Annotated in this window: 14 protein-coding genes; 1 reads left to right on the top strand and 13 read right to left on the bottom strand. The window is 68.8% G+C overall.

Annotation, left to right across the window (positions count from 1 at the left end; genetic code table 11):
- Positions 1 to 98: 98 nt before the first annotated feature.
- Positions 99 to 959: a universal stress protein gene (locus FHU39_RS03005; protein ID WP_183318856.1), complete on the top strand. Its 861-nt coding sequence runs from the start codon at positions 99 to 101 to the stop codon at positions 957 to 959.
- Positions 960 to 1275: 316 nt separating this feature from the next.
- Here FHU39_RS03005 and FHU39_RS03000 read toward each other — a convergent pair whose 3' ends face one another.
- The 13 genes from FHU39_RS03000 to pgeF all read right to left on the bottom strand — a co-directional run bounded on the left by FHU39_RS03000 (position 1276) and on the right by pgeF (position 16875).
- Positions 1276 to 3387 (bottom strand): prolyl oligopeptidase family serine peptidase, encoded by a 2112-nt coding sequence (locus FHU39_RS03000; RefSeq protein ID WP_183318854.1) that lies wholly within the window; start codon positions 3385 to 3387, stop codon positions 1276 to 1278.
- 78 nt (positions 3388 to 3465) lie between these two features.
- Positions 3466 to 4299, bottom strand: a complete 834-nt coding sequence (locus tag FHU39_RS02995; protein WP_183318852.1) for a carbohydrate ABC transporter permease — start codon at positions 4297 to 4299, stop codon at positions 3466 to 3468.
- A complete protein-coding gene (locus FHU39_RS02990; protein WP_343065715.1) occupies positions 4296 to 5273 on the bottom strand; it encodes a carbohydrate ABC transporter permease in 978 nt (325 codons plus the stop codon). Before FHU39_RS02990 ends, FHU39_RS02995 begins: the two co-directional genes overlap by 4 nt.
- Complete coding sequence (locus FHU39_RS02985; RefSeq protein WP_246336146.1) at positions 5266 to 6588, bottom strand: ABC transporter substrate-binding protein; 1323 nt, start codon at positions 6586 to 6588, stop codon at positions 5266 to 5268. The genes FHU39_RS02990 and FHU39_RS02985 overlap by 8 nt, the downstream gene beginning before the upstream one ends.
- A gap of 62 nt (positions 6589 to 6650) precedes the next feature.
- Positions 6651 to 10214: a DNA polymerase III subunit alpha gene (gene dnaE, locus FHU39_RS02980; protein WP_183318847.1), complete on the bottom strand. Its 3564-nt coding sequence runs from the start codon at positions 10212 to 10214 to the stop codon at positions 6651 to 6653.
- Between the two features lie 323 nt (positions 10215 to 10537).
- Positions 10538 to 11470, bottom strand: a complete 933-nt coding sequence (locus tag FHU39_RS02975) for an RluA family pseudouridine synthase (RefSeq protein WP_183318845.1) — start codon at positions 11468 to 11470, stop codon at positions 10538 to 10540.
- A complete protein-coding gene (gene lspA / locus FHU39_RS02970) occupies positions 11463 to 12089 on the bottom strand; it encodes a signal peptidase II (protein WP_343065714.1) in 627 nt (208 codons plus the stop codon). The genes FHU39_RS02975 and lspA overlap by 8 nt, the downstream gene beginning before the upstream one ends.
- The gene (locus FHU39_RS02965) at positions 12053 to 13105 is read right to left on the bottom strand and encodes a TraR/DksA family transcriptional regulator (protein WP_183318843.1); all 1053 of its coding nucleotides are present in this window, start codon (positions 13103 to 13105) and stop codon (positions 12053 to 12055) included. The genes lspA and FHU39_RS02965 overlap by 37 nt, the downstream gene beginning before the upstream one ends.
- 240 nt (positions 13106 to 13345) lie before the next feature.
- A complete protein-coding gene (locus tag FHU39_RS24595; RefSeq protein WP_183318841.1) occupies positions 13346 to 14449 on the bottom strand; it encodes a DivIVA domain-containing protein in 1104 nt (367 codons plus the stop codon).
- 89 nt (positions 14450 to 14538) lie between these two features.
- Positions 14539 to 14817: a YggT family protein gene (locus FHU39_RS02955; RefSeq protein WP_183318839.1), complete on the bottom strand. Its 279-nt coding sequence runs from the start codon at positions 14815 to 14817 to the stop codon at positions 14539 to 14541.
- A gap of 75 nt (positions 14818 to 14892) precedes the next feature.
- Positions 14893 to 15399 carry a cell division protein SepF gene (locus tag FHU39_RS02950; RefSeq protein ID WP_183318837.1) on the bottom strand — a complete coding sequence of 169 codons (507 nt, stop codon included), beginning with the start codon at positions 15397 to 15399 and terminating at the stop codon, positions 14893 to 14895.
- 67 nt (positions 15400 to 15466) lie between these two features.
- Positions 15467 to 16186 (bottom strand): YggS family pyridoxal phosphate-dependent enzyme, encoded by a 720-nt coding sequence (locus tag FHU39_RS02945; RefSeq protein ID WP_183318835.1) that lies wholly within the window; start codon positions 16184 to 16186, stop codon positions 15467 to 15469.
- Positions 16183 to 16875 (bottom strand): peptidoglycan editing factor PgeF, encoded by a 693-nt coding sequence (gene pgeF / locus FHU39_RS02940; protein ID WP_343065713.1) that lies wholly within the window; start codon positions 16873 to 16875, stop codon positions 16183 to 16185. The genes FHU39_RS02945 and pgeF overlap by 4 nt, the downstream gene beginning before the upstream one ends.
- Positions 16876 to 16888: the final 13 nt, after the last annotated feature.

Here is a 16888-nt window from a genome sequence, read left to right as displayed (position 1 = left end):
CCAGCAGGAGTGCTTAACTTGAAGGAGGCGGGGGCGCTCCCCGCGACGACGGCCGCCCCAAACCGGCTACCGCCGCCAAGGTCGACTCGGAGGTCACCATGGAAGGCTCAGTCCAACCCGGAAGCGTTGTCGTGGGCGTCGACACTTCTACGTCGTCGATGACCGCACTCGACTGGGCGATCACGTTCGCCCGGGAGACGCATTCGCCCATGCATCTCATCCACGGTTTCAGTCACGACCATCCCGATCTCTTCTTCAACATGGGCACCGGCCCCGAGAAGCTGCGCGCCGGCGGCGAGCGAGTGCTCACTCACGCCAAGAACCGGACCGAGGTGCGGGACAGCGAGATTCGCGTGACCACCTCGCACGTCGACGGTTACCCGGCCGCCGCGCTCGTCCGAGCCAGCCGGCACGCGAGCATCGTCGTGGTCGGCGCACACGGTGACAGCATGCTGCGCCTGTCGTCCCTCGGGGAGACCGCCCACCAGGTCGCCGCACACAGCAAGGCACCCGTCGCCGTCATCCGCCCCGACTCCGACAGCGAGTACGGCCGGATCAGCGTCGGCGTCGACCGCTCCGACCACAGCCGCAAGGCCCTGGCGTGGGCGTTCACCCGCGCCGAGCAGACCGGGCGCGAGTTGTTCGTGCTGCACGCCTGGCAACCCAACGACGCGAAGGACCCCAACCTCGGTGTCGCCGACTGGGAGACCTACACCGCGCAGGCGCGCGCGGAGATCGAGGAGTCGGTCGCCGGGCAGAAGGCGCTGCACCCGTCGGTCAAGGTGCTCACCGAGATCGACGAGGGCAACCCGATCCGCCGGCTCATCGAGCAGTCGAACAGCAGCGACCTGATCGTCATCGGCGCACGCGGCCGCGGCGGATTCGAGGGCCTCAACCTCGGCCGGGTCGCGGGTGAGGTTCTCGCGCACGCGAATTCGCCTGTCGTCGTCATGCACTGAGGGGCACTCGAGCTCGAGGTCGCCCAGCCTGTCGAGGCCGCCGAGCCTGTCGAGGCCGCCGAGCCTGTCGAGGTCGCCGAGCCTGTCGAGGTGCCCACGGGACCTCGATACGGCCTCGCCTAGCGGCTCGCCCTACTCGGCCACCTCATGAGCGCCGAGCCTGTCGAGGTGCCCACGGGACCTCGATACGGCCTCGCCTAGCGGCTCGCCCTACTCGGCCACCTCATGAGCGCCGAGCCTGTCGAGGTGCCTTCGCGACCTCGATACGGCCTCGCCTAGCGGCTCGCCCTACTCGGCCACCGCATGACCGCCGACCCTACTCGGCCACCTCATGACCGCCGAGCCGGTCGAGCAGGAACGCCAGCTCGAACGCCACCTGCCGCCAGCCGTCGTAGCGGCCGCTGCGGCCGCCGTGACCGGCGGCGATCTCGGTCTTGAGCAGGATCGGGCGATCTGGATCAGTGTCGACGGTGGTGCGCAATTGCTGCACCCACTTGGCGGGCTCGACGTAGAAGACGCGCGTGTCGTTGAGGCTGGTGGTGGCCAGGATCGCCGGGTAACGCGTGGCGCGGATGTTCTCGTACGGCGTGTAGGACTTCATGTAGGCGTAGACCTCTGGGTCCTCGATGGGGTTGCCCCACTCCTGCCACTCGCCCGCGGTCAGCGGGAGCGACGGGTCCAGGATCGTGGTGAGCGCGTCGACGAACGGCACGTCGGCGTGCACGGCGACATACAGCTCGGGTGCCAGGTTGAGGATGGCACCCATCAGCAGGCCACCGGCCGAAGCACCTTCTGCCACAAGGCGATCCGGGTGCACCCAGCCCAGGTCGACGAGTGCGCGGGACACGGCGACGAAGTCGGTGAACGTGTTGCGTTTGGCCAGCAGCTTGCCGTCCTCGTACCAGCGTCGGCCCAACTCGCCGCCACCGCGCACGTGCGCGACGGCGTAGACGACACCACGGTCCAGCACCGACAGCCGGGACGCCGAGAAGTACGGGTCGAACGACATCTCGTAGGAGCCGTAGCCGTAGACGAACCCGGGGTTGGACCCGTCGGCCGCCACGTCGCTCCGGTGGATCAACGACACCGGGATCCGCGCGCCGTCCTCGGCGGCCACCCAGAGCCGCTCCTCGACATACCGCGTGCGGTCGTAGCCGGGTACCTCACGCTGCTTGAGCAGGGTCAGCTCACCCGTCGCCGGCGTGTAGTCGTAGACACTGCTCGGAGTCAACCACGAGGTGAGCGCCAGTTGCACTGTGTCCACGTCGTATTCGGGATTGGCGCCGAGTCCGAGGGTGTGCAGCTCCGGCTCGACTGGTATGGCGCGCGGCTCGCCCAGCGTGCCGTCGACACCCTTGTCGAGGATCCGCAGGGTGCGCAGGCCGGCGTGCCGCATCGTCACCACGACGAAACCGGCGAAGGCGTCGACGCCGAGGATCCGGTCGCCGTCCTCGCCGGTCATCACCGGCTGCCAGTGCTGCCGCCCGGGAGTGGCCAGGGGTGCCTGCGCCAGGTCGAAGTCGACCCGGGATCCGTTGTGCACCACCAGGATCCGGTCACCATCGACCTCGATGTCGTAGTCCAGGCCGGCGATCCGCGGCTGCACGACGCGCAGCTCGCCGGTCGGCTCGGCCAGGTCCAGCAGGTGCGCCTCGGTCGTCGTGCTCGACCCGATCATCACCACCAGCCAGCGCTCGTCCCGGGACTCGCCGATGCCGAGCGCGAACTCCTCGTCGTCCTCCCGGATCACCAGGACGTCCCGGCCGGCCGGTGTGCCGAGCTCGTGGCGCCATACCTCGTTCGGGCGCCACGCCTCGTCGCGGCGCGTGTAGAACAGGTAGCGGCCGTCCGCCGACCACACCGCTCCGGTGCCGACGCGGCGCACCGCGTCGTCGACGACGTTCCCGGTGGCGGCCTCGCGGACCGACAGGTCGTAGATCTCGTCACCGGCGAGGTCGAGCGAGATCGCGACCAGGGTGCCGTCGTGGCTGACCGTCAGGTCGCCGAGGTCGAAGAAGTCGTGGCCCTGCGACTCGGCGTTGCCGTCCAGCAGGACCTGCTCACCCGGGAGCGGCTCGCCCGGCTGCGGATCGGGGCGCGCTCCCCCGTCCTGGTAGGGGGAACGCGCGTGGACGGCATACTGCTCGCCCTCGATGGTGCGGGTGAAGTACCACCAGTCCCCCATGCGCACCGGCACCGACAGGTCGGTCTCCTTGGTGTGTGCCTTGATCTCGCCGAAGATCTTGTCCGCCAACGGTTTGAGCTGCTGCGTCATCGCGTCGGTGTAGGCGTTCTCGGCCTCCAGGTGGGCGATGACTTCCGGCGACTCCTTGTCGCGCAACCACTCGTAGTCGTCGACGAACGTGTCGCCGTGGAAGGTGCGCTCGGTCGGCTCGCGGCGGGCCCGCGGCGGCTGTGGTGATGTCACCGGTCCAGCCTATGAGGCGCTACCTGCCGACAGGACACGAACCATGCCGAGCGGGGCGAATGGGGTTCGGCGAACGGGTTACTCGTTGATGCCGGTCTGCTCGACGCCGGCCACGATCCAGCGCTGCAGGAACAGGAACATCAGCAACAGCGGCACCATCGAGACCAGGGCCGCGGTGAACATGCCGGACAGGTCCACCGACTGGGCGGTGATGTAGGTCGACAGCGAGACCTGCACCGTCCACGCCGACTGGTCCTGGCCGATCACCAGGGGCCAGAGGAAGGCGTTCCAGCTGCCGATGAAGGTGATGGTCGCGATCGCGGCGGTGAACCCCCACGAGTTGGGCACCACGATCGCCAGGAACGTGCGCATCGGGCCCGCGCCGTCGATCCGCGCGGCCTCCTCGAGCTCCTTGGGGAAGCCGAGGAAGTACTGCCGGAAGAGGAACGTCGCGAGCGACTGGAAGAGCCCCGGGATGATCAGCCCGCGCAGCGTCGACACCCAGCCGAGCGACGACACCATCACGAACGACGGCACGAACGTCACCGCGGCCGGGATCAGCAGCGTCGCCACGATCAGGTAGAACACCGCGTTGGCGTAGCGCACGGTGGAGCGCGCGAGGCCGTATCCCGCCATACCGGAGATGACCAGCACCAGGACCGTCTGGGTCACCGCGATGACCAGCGAGTTGAGCATGCTGCGCCCGAGCGGCACCGTCGAATTGTGAAAGGTGTCACCGAGGTTCGACCACTGCGGGTGGGTCGGGAACCAGGTCCAGTGGTCGATGCCGACCAGCTGCTGCTCGGTCGACAGCGCACCACGCAGCAGCAGGTAGAACGGCACTAGGAAGAGCACCGCGGCGACGCCGAGCACGAGGTAGCGGGCCGAGCGGCCGCCGCGAGAGGCGATCATGCGGTGTCCCTCCTCCCGATGCCGGTCAGGCGCCCCTGCAGCAACGCGAAGATCGCGATGATGAGGGTGAGTATGACGGCGCCCGCGCTGCCGTCACCGAAGTCCTGGCCGTTGCCGAGCGCGATGTTGAACAGGTAGACCAGCGGCGGCCGGGCGTACGGCGGGTAGCCGCCGGTCGTCGACAGCACGTTGTAGAACTCGTCGAACGCCTGGAAGGCGTTGACCAGCAACAGCATCAGCACCGCGGTCGAGGTCGCCCGCAGCTGCGGGAAGGTGATGTAGCGGAACGCCTTCCACCCGGTCGCACCGTCCAGCGCGGCCGCCTCGTAGAGCTGCTGCGGCACCCGTTGCAGGGCAGCCAGGAACAGCACCATGAAGAAGCCGACCTGCAGCCACAGCCGCACGGTGACCAGCACCAGCCAGTACCAGGGCGGGTGGACCACCGACAGCCACGCGATCGGTGCCGCGCCCAGCCAGCCCATGACGGTGTTGACCATCCCGGCGGCGGTCCCGCCGAAGAGCGAGTGCCGCCAGATCATCGCCGCGACGACGTAACTGCAGGCCGTCGGCAGGAAGAAGACCGACCGGAAGAACGCCTTGCCCCGCTTGACGCCGTTGACCAGCACCGCCAGCCCCAGCGAGAGCACGAACGTCGTCGGCACGATGAAGGCCGCGAAGAGCACGAACGTGACCAGGCTGGACCGGAACGCGGAGTCCCCCAGCATCCGCGAGTAGTTCTCGAACCCGACGAAATGCGTTGGGGTGACTGTGTTCCGGGCGTCGTAGAAGCTCAGCCACACGCTCCACAGGATGGGTATGACGATGAAGACCAGCAGTCCGGCGACGAACGGGCCGACGAACACCCAGAACCACAGGTGCGGACTGTCGGTCCACTTGCGCCGCGGACTCGCCGGCCGCGCCGCCGACGGGCCAACCGTCGACGGCACCGCGCCCGTGACGGCCGGCTCAGCCACCGATCCGCTTCAGCTCCGCCTTCACGGTCTTCTCGACCCCGGCGAGGCTGGACGTCGGGTCGGCACCGGACCGCACGATCTTGTCGACCGCGTCGGTCATCGCCGTCGCGGACTTCGGCGACCACAGCAACGGGGTCTGCGGGTGCCCGTAGGTCTTCAGGTAGTCCGCGGCCGTCTTCGCCTCTCCCGACTTGAGTTTCGTCGCCTTCGGGATCAGGCTGGCCCGGGCCGGCACGTGGAAGCCGTAGCTCTGCGCGAAGTCGAGCTGGTCGGCGGTCTGGTCGACCCACAGCCACTTCGCGAACGCCTTCGCGGCGTCGACGTCCTTCGCCTTCGCGCTCACGCAGGACGCGTAGGCGCCCACCGGCACCGACGGCTTGCCCGACCCGCCGATCGCCGGGAACGGCAGCACACCGAAGTCGTCACCGAGTTTGTCCTGCAGCATCGGGAAGTTCCACAGGCCGGTCCACTGGATCGCGGTGAGGCCGCTGCTGATCGCACCCGGGTCGGACCAGTCGGTCGGCGCACCCAGCAGCAGGTGGCCGGAGCCGAACAGGTCGTGGAACTTCCCGAGCGCCGACGCGACATCGGGGTTGGCGAAGTCGGGCTGGTTGTCGGAGCTGAGGTAGTCGTGCCCGCTGCTCCACAGCACCGGGCCGGCCAGGATGCCGGCGCCGCCGTCGTTGCCGAGGAAGAGGCCCTTCACCTTGCCGGTGGTGAGCTTCGCCGCCGCGGCGATCAGGTCGTCGAGCGTCTCCGGCGGCTTCACCCCCGCCTGCTGGAGCATCGACTTGCGGTAGACGAACAACTGCATGTCCACGACCTGCGGGATGCCGTAGATCTTGCCCTTCCAGGTCATCCGGTCCAGCAGCGACGCGGTGAAGTCGGACTTGGCAGCGCCATACAGATCGGTCAGGTCGACGACCTGCTTGCCGGTGATCATGTCGATGGTCGGGCCGTTGCCGTATTCGAACACGTCCGGACCCGAACTGGTCAGCAGCGCCGCCGCCGACTTCTGGTCGTAGTTGCCGGGGATCCACTGCACCTCGACGGTGGCCTTCTTGTATGCCGCGGCGTAGCGCTTGACCGCCTGCTCGGTCCCGGTCTCGCCGTACTGGTGGTACCACTGCGAGATCGTCCCGCCCCCGCCCGAGCCGCCGCTCGCACCACCGGTGCCGCCCCCGGTGCCGCCCCCGCCGGACGAACGGCCGGTGTTGCCCCCGCACGCGGCGAGCGCGCCCGCGGCGAGGATCCCGCCACCGGCGGCCAGCAGCTGACGCCGGGACGGCGTACTCACAGTCGCATAACGTCTCATGATCGAAAACATAGCGGGCCGAACGGACATCCGGCCGGATTGACGCCCGCCGGGCGGGCAGGTCATCCGACCAGGCAGGCCGGGCCCAGCAGCGCCTTCAGGTCACCGAAGAGCGCCGGGGAGGCGGTGACCCGCAACCCGTCGTCCAGCTTGACGGTGACCGACCGACCCGGCTGGGTGAGCTTCAGGTGCACCTCGGTGGCGCCCGGGTGCTCGCCGAGCACGCCCTTGAGCCGGTGCGCGAGGCCGTTGTTGGCCCGCACCAGCGGCATCGTCAGCACCACCGGACCGCGCACGTCGCCCTTCAGCTCCGGCAGCGTCATCTCCTGCGCGGACAGCGACCTGGTGTCGTCGCGCTCCAGCACCCGGCCCTTGACGACGCACACCGTGTCGGGGCTGAGCATGGTCGAGACGGTCATGTAGGTCTTGGCGAAGAACAGCACCTCGATGCTGCCCTCCAGGTCCTCCACGGTCGCGATCGCCCACAGCTCGCCGCGCTTGTTGCGTTTGAGCTGCAACCCGGTGATCAGTCCGGCGATGGTGACCATCGAGCCCTCCTTGGGCGCGTCGTCACCTTGCAGCCGGGCGATCGAGGTGTCCGCGTGCTGGGCGAGCACGTGCTCGATGCCGAACAGCGGGTGGTCGGAGACGTAGAGCCCGAGCATGTCCCGCTCGAACGCCAGCTTGGTCTGCTTGTCCCACTCGATCTCGGGGATCACCGGCAACGCGGCAAGGTCGATCGCCGGCTCGTCACCGAAGCCGCCGAACAGCGACTCCTGGCCCTGCTCGCGCTTCTTGGCCTCCTCGGACATGGCGTCGACGTAGGGCTCGTGCACCTGCACCAGACCCTGCCGCGGGTGCCCCAGCTCGTCGAACGCCCCTGCCTTGATGAGGGATTCGATGGTGCGCTTGTTGCAGACGGCGGAGCCGCACTTGCGCAGGAAGTCCTCGAAGGAGACGAACTTGCCCTTCTCCTCGCGGGCTCGCACGATGTCGTCGACGACGTTGGAACCGACGTTGCGGATCGCGGTCAGCCCGAAGCGGATGTCCTCCCCGACGGCGGTGAACTCCGCCTCCGACTCGTTGACGTCCGGCGGCAGCACCCGGACACCCAGCTTGCGGGTGTCGGCGAGGTAGATCGCCATCTTGTCCTTGGAGTCCTGCACCGAGGTGAGCAGCGCCGCGGCATACTCCGCCGGGTAGTTGGCCTTGAGGTAGGCCGTCCACACCGACACCAGGCCGTAACCGGCCGTGTGCGACTTGTTGAAGGCGTACTGGCCGAAGGGGAGCATGGTCTCCCACATCTTGTCGGCCGCTTCGGAGGAGAAGCCGTTCTTCGCCATACCCTCCTTGAAGGCCGGCTCCAGCTCGTCCAGGATCTCCTTCTTCTTCTTACCCATCGCCTTGCGCAGGGTGTCCGCGCCGCCGAGGGTGAAGCCCGCCAGCTGGCGGGCGATCGCCATCGTCTGCTCCTGGTAGACCAGCAGGTGGTAGGTCTCGCCGAGGATCGGGTCGAGGGCTTCCTTCAGCTCCGGGTGGATCGCGGTGATCGGCTGCCGGCCGTTCTTGCGCTCGGCGTAGTCGGTGTGCGCGTTGGCGGCCATCGGCCCCGGCCGGTAGAGCGCCAGGACCGCCGCGACGTCCTCGAACCGGGTCGGGCGCATCAGCTTCAGCAGGTTGCGCATGGCACCGCCGTCGAGCTGGAACACCCCCAGGGTGTCGCCGCGCGCCATCAGCTCGTAGGTCTTCGGGTCGTCCAGCGGGATTGTCTCGGTCGAGATGTCGATGCCGCGGTTGGCCTTGATGATCTTGATCGCGTGATCGAGGATGCCCAGGTTGCGCAACCCGAGGAAGTCCATCTTGATCAGGCCCATCGCCTCGCACTGCGGGTAGGCGAAGCCGGCGATGATCATGCCGTCCTTGTCGCGACGGTGCATCGGCAGCACGTCGAGCAGCGGCTCGGACGACAGGATGAACGCGCACGCGTGCACGCCCGTGCCGCGGATCAGGCCCTCCAGGCCGAGACCGGTGTCCAGGACCTTCTTGACGTCGGGGTCCTGCTCGTAGAGCGTCCGGATGTCGGCGCCCTCGTTGTAACGGTCGTGCTCGGGGTTGAACAGCTCCTTCAGCGGGACACCCTTGCCCTGCACGTCCGGCGGCATCGTCTTGCTGATCTTGTCGCCCAGGCTGAACGGGTAGCCGAGGATGCGGTTGGCGTCCTTGACGGCCGCCTTGGCCTTGATCGTGCCGAACGTGTTGACCTGCGAGGTGTAGGCCTCACCGTATTTGTCGGTGACGTAGTCGATGATCTTGTCGCGCTGGCGGTCGTCGAAGTCGAGGTCGATGTCGGGCGGGCTGATCCGCTCGGGGTTGAGGAACCGCTCGAACAGCAGCTTGTGCTCGATCGGGTCGAGCTCGGTGATGCGCGTCAGATAGGCCACGATCGACCCGGTCGCCGACCCACGACCGGGGCCGACCGACACACCGACGTCGCGTGCGTGCTGGCAGATGTCGGCGACGACCAGGAAGTAGGACGAGAAGCCCATCGGCTCGATGACCGCCATCTCGGTCTCGATGCGGTCCAGGACCTCCTGGCCCGGCTCGCCGCCGTAGCGCAGCTGGATGCCCTCCTGGATCTTCGTGCGCAGGAAGGTCTCCGGCGTGTGCCCGTCGGGCACCTCGAACTTGGGCATCCGGTCGACCTCGGCGAAGACCTCGCCGTAGTCGCCGACCATCTCCGCCACGGCCAGCGTGTTGTCGCACGCCTGCGGCAGCTCGCGGAACAGCTCGCGCATCTCCTGCGCCGACTTCAGGTAGTAGCCGTCGCCGTTGAACTTGAACCGGCCCGGGTCGTCCTTGTTCTTGCCGACCCCGACGCACAGCAGGTCGTCGTGACTGTCGGCCTGGTCGGCGGTCACGTAGTGGCTGTCGTTGGTGGCCAGCAGCGGTATGTCGAGCCGCTTGGCGATGTCCAGCAGACCCGACCGCACCGACCGCTCGATGTCCAGGCCGTGGTCCATCAGCTCCAGGAAGTAGCTGTCCTTGCCGAAGATGTCCTGGTATGCCGCGGCGGCCGCCAACGCCTCGTCGAACTGCCCGAGCCGCAACCGGGTCTGCACCTCACCGGACGGGCACCCGGTGGTCGCGATAATGCCGGTCGAGTGCTGCGAGATCAGCTCCCGGTCCATGCGGGGCTTCATGTAGTAGCCCTCGAAGCTGGCCAGCGAGCTGAGCCGGAACAGGTTGCGCAACCCGGCCGCGTCCTTGGCCCACATCGTCATATGGGTGTAGCGGCCGCCACCGGAGACGTCCTTGCCGCCCTCACCGTCGACGTTGGCGTCGCGCTTGCCGCCCGGCGCCCAGAACTCCTGCTTGCGCGAGAAGCGGGAACTCGGCGCGACGTAGGCCTCGATGCCGATGATCGGCTTGACATCGGAACCCTTTGTGGCACCGAAGAATTCGTAAGCACCGAACATGTTGCCGTGGTCGCTCATGGCGATCGCCGGCATCCCCAGGCGCTCCACCTCGGCGATCATCGGCTTGACTTTCGCCGCCCCGTCGAGCATGGAGTATTCGGTGTGCACATGCAGGTGCACGAAGTTGGCGGAGGCGGCAGGATCGGACATCGCGACGAGTCTAGGACCGGGGTCGGACAGCCCGTGCAGGGCACGCGCGGATGTGACGAATGAGGCTGGTGGTATGGCGGGGCGCCTTTCGTCATACCCGGCCCGTCCCCAACCACCGACCGTCGGCACTTCGGGACGCCTTCGCGCGCCAAACCCGTCCCCAACCACCGACCGTCGGCACTTCGGGACGCCGCATCGCCCCAAACCCGTCCCCAACCACCGACCGTCGGCACTTCGGGACGCCGCATCGCCCCAAACCCGTCCCCAACCACCGACCGTCGGCACTTCGGGACGCCGCGAGCCGCTCGCCGCAGAGCGCCCGCTCAGCCCTCCCGGGCGATCTCCAGTGCCCGCGCGAGGTCGGCGGGGTACGGGCTCTCGAAGGTCACCCACTCGCCCGACCCGGGGTGCGTGAAGCCGAGCGCCTTCGCGTGCAACCACTGCCGCGCCAGCCCGAGCCGCTTGGCGACGGTCGGGTCGGAGCCGTAGAGCGGGTCACCCACCAGCGGGTGGTGCAACGCCGCGAAGTGCACCCGGATCTGGTGGGTGCGGCCGGTCTCCAGGTGCACGGTCAGCAGGCTCATCGACCGGAACGCCTCGAGCAGCTCGTAGTGGGTCACGCTGTGCCGCCCGGACTGCATGACCGCGAACTTGTAGTCGTGCCCCGGATGCCGTCCGATCGGCGCCTCGATGGTGCCGACGACGGGGTCCGGCAGGCCCTGCACCAGCGCGTGGTAGGTCTTGTCGACCACCCGGTCCCGGAACGCCTGCTTGAGCACCGTGTAGGCGCGTTCGCTCTTGGCGACGACCATCAGGCCGCTGGTGCCGACGTCGAGCCGCTGCACGATGCCCTGCCGTTCGGCGGCGCCGGAGGTGGAGATGCGGTAACCCGCGGCCGCGAGCCCGCTGACCACGTCGGGGCCGTCCCAGCCGACGCTCGGGTGGGCGGCGACCCCGGCGGGCTTGTCGACCACGACGATCTCGGTGTCGTCATACACGATCCGCAGGCCCTCGACGAGTTGCGGTTTCACCTCGGCGACGCGCGGCCCGACCCGGTCGGGCATCTGCACCTCGAGCCACTGCCCGGCGCTCACCCGCTCGGACTTGCCGACCACCTTGCCGTCGACGGTCACCTCGCCGTCGGCGGCCAGTTGAGCCGCCTGGGTGCGGGAGAAGCCGAGCAGCCGCGCGATGGCACTGTCGACCCGCTCACCCTCCAGACCGTCCGGTATGCCGAGAGCCTTGACCTCAGCCACGGTCGTCCGTCTCCGCGGCGCCGTCCGGCTGCCCACCGTCGTCGTCCCGGCCCATCCGGCGCCCGTCGATGCCGATGCCGAGGAACGCCAGCAGCGCGATCAGGCACGCGGCCGTGACCACGCAGCAGTCGGCGACGTTGAAGATCGGCCAGTGCGGCAACTCCAGGAAGTCGACCACGTGTCCGCGGCCACCACCCGGGTCACGCACGAAGCGGTCGGTCAGGTTGCCCAGGGCGCCGCCGATCAGCAGCCCGAGCGCACACGCCCAGGGCCTGCTGCGCAGCCGCCGTGCGAAGAAGATCGTCGCGACGATCACCGCTGCGGCGATGATCGTCAGCAGCCACGTCGCGTTGGTGGCGATCGAGAACGCCGCGCCGGGGTTGTTGGTCAGGTGCAGTTGCAGCAGCGAACCGACGACCTGCTTGGGCCGCAGCGGATCCAGGGCGGACGACGCCCACGCCTTGGTGCTCTGGTCGAGGGCGTAGGCGACGACCGCGACGCCGACCAGCAGTGCGATCAGCGGGCCCGAGGGGCGCTTCTGCTGCGGTGTCGGGGGCTGCTGGTCGACCGGGTCCTCGGGGGTCAGCGCCGCTCCTGCTGAGCCTTGCAGTTCAGGCACAGCGTCGCCCGCGGGAATGCCTGCAGCCGGAGTTTGCCGATCGCGTTGCCACAGTTCTCACAAACTCCGTAGGTGCCGTCGTCAATGCGTTGAAGCGCATGCACCGATTGTTCCAGCAGATCCCGGGAGTTCTGCGCGAGGGACGCCTCGTGCTCGCGCTCGAAGGTCTTGGCGCCGGTGTCGGCCTGGTCGTCGCCGGCCCCGTCGCCGCTGTCCTTGATCAGTCCGGCGATGTCGTCCTCGAACCCGCTCAGTTCGTGGGTGAGCCGCTCCACGTCACCCTCGAGTTCGGCCCGCACGGCCGCGAGTTCTTTCGCGGTCCAAGGGGATTCGTCGTCCCGCACCCGGAGTTTGCCGACGGTCGCCTTCTTCGCGGGAGCCTTCTTCGCCGGAGCAGCCGGCGCTGCCGTCTTCTTCGCCACAGCCTTCTTCGCAGTCGTCGGTTCGGCCGCGGCCTTCGTGGTCGCGGCGGTGGTCTTCTTCGCAGGAGCCTTCGTCGCCTTGGCGGCGGGGGCCTTCGTGGCCGCGGTCTTCTTCGCCGGGGCCTTGGTCGCCTTCTTCGCCGGGGTCTTCTTGGCCGGCGTGGCCTTCGCGGCGCTGGTCTTCTTCGCGGCGGTCGTCTTCCGGGCGGTGCTCTTGGCGGGGGTGGTCTTCTTCGCCGTGGTCTTCTTCGCCGCCGCCTTGGTGGTGGCTGCCTTGGCCGCGGAGGCCTTCTTGGCGGCCGTCTTCTTCGCGGCGGAGGTCTTCTCGGCCGCCGCCTTCTTCACCGTGGTCTTCTTCGCAGGGGCCTTGGACGTGGCCGCGCGGGTGCCGGCCGGCGTCTCCGTCGCCTTCTTAGCGGTCGCCTTCTTGGCAGCCGTCTTCGCGGCGGTCTTCTTCGTCGCGCTGCCGTTGCCGGCGGATGTCGAGCCACGTCCGGTCGCCCTGGCCACCACCCCGGTAGCTTTCCGCAGGGCCGTGGTCACGCGGGAGCGTCCCGGCTTGGAGGTGCCGGTGACCGTCTTCTTGGCTGGCATCGGATCCCTTCCTCTCGCAGCGGTCCGAGCGCCTGGTGTGCACCCGGACTGACTGCCCCCGATGTGGCTGCGGGCAGGATAAGCGACTCGCTGTCGACATACAACGACAATTCCGACGGCGCCGGTCGACGGGTATGACGACACGTGCCCGACGACCGAAACCGCCGGGCAGGAGCGCCTCACCATAACGGATCGGCGCCCCCACCCGGCGGCTTATTGACTGGGCGTGTCAGCCCGTGGTCATTCCTTGGGGTTCGGCTTGTCGTCGGTCGCCGTCTGGTCCAACCGGGTCAGGTGATCCTCGATGTAACCGCGCAACTTGGTGCGGTAGTCACCCTCGAAGGACCGCAGCTGTTCGATGTGACCGCTGACCTTCTCCCGCTCGGTGTTCAGCTCGCCCAGGATCGTGTTCTTGCGCTCCTCGGCCTCGCGCACCATCTTCTCCGACTTCTCGGTGCCGGTGCGGACCAGCTCGTCGTGCTTGCTCTGCCCGGTCGACAGCAGCTCGTCGTGCCGGCTCTGCGCCGTGGAGATGAGCTCGTCGTGCCGGCTCTGCGCCGCGCTGATCAGCTCGTCGTGCTTCAGGTGGGCGGACCCGACCAGCTCGTCCCGCTTGGCGTTGGCCTCGCGGATGACCTTCTCGTGGTGCGCCTGCGCCTCACTGATCAGCTTGTCGCGCTTGGTCTCACCCTCGCGGACGTGCTCGTCGTGCACCCGCTGCGCCAACGCGATGACACCGGCGGCGCCCTCGGTCGACGCGACCGCGGCCACGTCGTTGGGCTGGCCGGCCGTCTTGGTGTTCTGGTCCACCGGAGTCCCGTTGGGGCTGGCCGGAGCGGCCGTGGGCTGCTCCTTCTTCGCCGCCGCGAGAGCCGTCTGGGCCTGGTCCAACTCGGCCTTGGTGCGCGTCAACTGCTCCTGCGCGGTCTTCAGCTGGTCCTGGGTGGACTTCAGCTGACCCTGCGCGGTCTTCAGCTCGCCCTGGGTCCGCTCCAGCTCGGTCTTGGCAGCCTTGGCGGCCTCCACGTCCTTCATGCTGGGAACGGCCTGCGTCTTGTCCGCATCGTCGCCGTTGACCGGCGTCAGTGCAGGCACCGCCGCAGCGGCGGACGGCGCGCCGGCCGCCTTCTCCGTGTCGGCTTCGCTACGACCGGGAACACCCTTCGAACGCCGGCAATCCTCGAGCTTGCCGGTCAGGTCTTCGTTCTCGGCGTTCAGCCGGCGCAGCTCGACCACGATCTCGTCGAGGAAGTCATCCACCTGGATCTCGTCGTAACCGCTACGACCGAAGCCCTTCGGCTTGGTGAACTCCTTCTTCACCACGTCTTCTGGCGTCAACGCCATCTGTTCACCTCGGTAAGAAGTTGGCAGGGGTCCGCACGCTGTCACGCGCGCAAGCACCCGCTGCTATCAATCGGATAAATTTCGCGTGCTCACTGTAGGATACCGAGCAGCAAAGAGACAGCCACGATCAGGATGAGGAACGCCAGGTCGAGGCTCACCTGCCCCAGCCGCAGCGGCGGCACCACCCGACGCAACGCCTTCAGCGGCGGATCCGTGGTGGTGTAGATCGTCTCCGCGACCACCAGCACCGGTCCCCGCGGGCGCCAGCTGCGGGCGAACACCTGCACCCAGTCCAGCACGAGTCGCCCGAGCAGCAGGATGAAAAAGACGTAGAGCAGCAGTGACACCACTGCGAGGACGACTGACATGCTTCCATTCTGCGACATCGGCGGGCCGGAACCGACCACCAGCCCGCCGGCCGCGTGCCGTCAGGGTGTGTGCGCTCAGCTCTGGTTGAACAGGCCCCGACCGGAGGGGCGCCCGGCCTCCGGGCCGCTGGTCGCGACCTCGATGCCGTGCGGCGACAGCAGGAACACCTTGCTGGTGACGCGCTCGATGGTGCCGTGCAGGCCGAACACCAGCCCGGCGGCGAAGTCGACCAGCCGCTTGGCGTCGGTGTCGTCCATGTCGGAGAGGTTCATGATGACCGGCACGCCGCTGCGGAAGCTCTCGCCGATCTCCTTGGCCTCGTTGTAGGTGCGGGGGTGGATCGTGTTGATGCGGCTCATCTCGCCGGCCTCCTGGTGCGGTGCCGGGACAGCCGGCGAGGTGTGCAGGTGCGTGACGGGCGCCGGCTCACGATGCGGCTGCTCCTCGACGGGGTAGCCGCTGTCCTGCGCCTCGTCGTACTGGTCCTCGGTCCACTCACCGGCGTAGTCGTCGTCACGGTAGTGCGGGTCGGCCTCGGCCAAACCGAGGTATTCCATTGTGGCGCGCAGCTTCCCAGCCATGAATTGCACTCCTTCTCACCTCAGGGATCAGGCAGTCCCGAGGTCGGTCGGTCGGTCGCGAACGACGCTACCGGGGGCCCGGCCGATATCCGAGGATTGCGCTGCCGACACGCAGGTGTGTCGCGCCCGCGGCGACCGCTTGCTCCAGGTCGCCGCTCATTCCGGCGGAGACCCAGTCGGCCTGCGGGTGGTCGGCTCGTATGGCGCCCGCGAGCTCTGCCAGCCGTTCGAACGCCGGGGCCGGGTCCGCGTTCAACGGCGCCACCGCCATCACCCCGCGCAGCCGCAGCGTGGCGCTGTCGGCGATCTGTGCGGCCAGCGCCCGGGCTGCCTCCGGGGCGATGCCACCGCGTCCCGTGGCGTCGGACAGGTCGATCTGGACGAGCACGTCGAGGGTGCGTTCCGCGCCGGCGGCGGCCCGGTCCAGGGCGGCCGCGATCTTGGGCCGGTCGACCGACTGCACGACGTCCGCGTAGCGCACCACGTGTGCCGCCTTGTTGGACTGCAGTTGCCCGATGAAGTGCACCGTCAGCCGCTCGCGGACGTCCGTGGGCAGGTCGGCGAACTTCGCGCCGGCCTCCTGGTCGCGGTTCTCCCCCACGTCGCGCACCCCGAGCGCCGCCAGGTGCTCCACGTCGGAGGCCGGGAAGAACTTGGTGACTGCGATCAACGTCACATCGCCGGGGTCACGGCCGGCGGCCGCGCAGGCGCGGTCGATGCGGTCGTGCACGGTGGCGAGGTTCGCGGCGAGCTCGTCGCGCCGGCCCGCGTCATACAGCTCGGTCATGAGGCCGCCCGCTGGACGATGACGCCGGCGAACCGGCCGGTGCGGTGGTCGCGCCGGTAGGAGAAGAGGCGGTCGTTCTCGCGGGTGCAGCCGCGCACCCAGGTGGTGGGTATGCCGCGCGCGTGCAGTTGGGCGACCACGCCGCCCGCGACATCGATCGCCGGGGTGCCGGTCCAGCTGACGGTGCGGCTCTCCGGGGTCACGGCAGCGGCCTCCTCCCGCAGCTCGAACGGCACTTCGTAACAGCGCCCGCACACCGAAGGGCCAATGATGGCAACGGGATCGGTCGCGCCGAGGCTCGTCATACGATCCAGGGCGTTGTCGACGATGCCGGCCATCATGCCGGGCCGGCCGGCGTGCACGGCGGCCACGACACCGGCGGCGGGGTCGGCGAGCAGCACCGGGGTGCAATCGGCGACGAGCACCGCGAGAGCGACGCCCGGCTGCGCCGTCACGACGCCGTCCCCGTCGAGGTCACGGGTGCCGTCCGACTCCAGGGCGAGCACCCGGTCGCTGTGGGTCTGGTGCATGAAGACCAGGTCATCCGGGGCGACCCCGACCGAGGCGGCGACCGCCGCGCGGTTGCGCGCGACGTTCGCCGGGTCGTCACCGACCGCGCCGCCGAGGTTCAGCGACGCGACCGGGCCGGTGCTCACGCCGTCACCGGTGTCGGTGAACCCCACGTCCACCCGCCGACCGTCC

This window comes from Flexivirga oryzae (assembly GCF_014190805.1).
Classification (GTDB): Bacteria; Actinomycetota; Actinomycetes; order Actinomycetales; family Dermatophilaceae; genus Flexivirga; species Flexivirga oryzae.
The sequence above is the reverse complement of the archived record's forward strand: the minus strand, read 5'-3'. Positions and strand labels throughout refer to the sequence as shown.

Excerpts from the sequence above, each read along its gene's own strand:
- FHU39_RS03005 (WP_183318856.1), top strand. The coding sequence starts at position 99 with ATGGAAGGCTCAGTCCAACCCGGAAGCGTTGTCGTGGGCGTCGACACT.
- FHU39_RS02995 (WP_183318852.1), bottom strand. The coding sequence starts at position 4,299 with ATGATCGCCTCTCGCGGCGGCCGCTCGGCCCGCTACCTCGTGCTCGGC.
- FHU39_RS02985 (WP_246336146.1), bottom strand. The coding sequence starts at position 6,588 with ATGAGACGTTATGCGACTGTGAGTACGCCGTCCCGGCGTCAGCTGCTG.
- dnaE (WP_183318847.1), bottom strand. The coding sequence starts at position 10,214 with ATGTCCGATCCTGCCGCCTCCGCCAACTTCGTGCACCTGCATGTGCAC.
- FHU39_RS02965 (WP_183318843.1), bottom strand. The coding sequence starts at position 13,105 with ATGCCAGCCAAGAAGACGGTCACCGGCACCTCCAAGCCGGGACGCTCC.
- FHU39_RS24595 (WP_183318841.1), bottom strand. The coding sequence starts at position 14,449 with ATGGCGTTGACGCCAGAAGACGTGGTGAAGAAGGAGTTCACCAAGCCG.
- FHU39_RS02955 (WP_183318839.1), bottom strand. The coding sequence starts at position 14,817 with ATGTCAGTCGTCCTCGCAGTGGTGTCACTGCTGCTCTACGTCTTTTTC.
- FHU39_RS02950 (WP_183318837.1), bottom strand. The coding sequence starts at position 15,399 with ATGGCTGGGAAGCTGCGCGCCACAATGGAATACCTCGGTTTGGCCGAG.
- FHU39_RS02945 (WP_183318835.1), bottom strand. The coding sequence starts at position 16,186 with ATGACCGAGCTGTATGACGCGGGCCGGCGCGACGAGCTCGCCGCGAAC.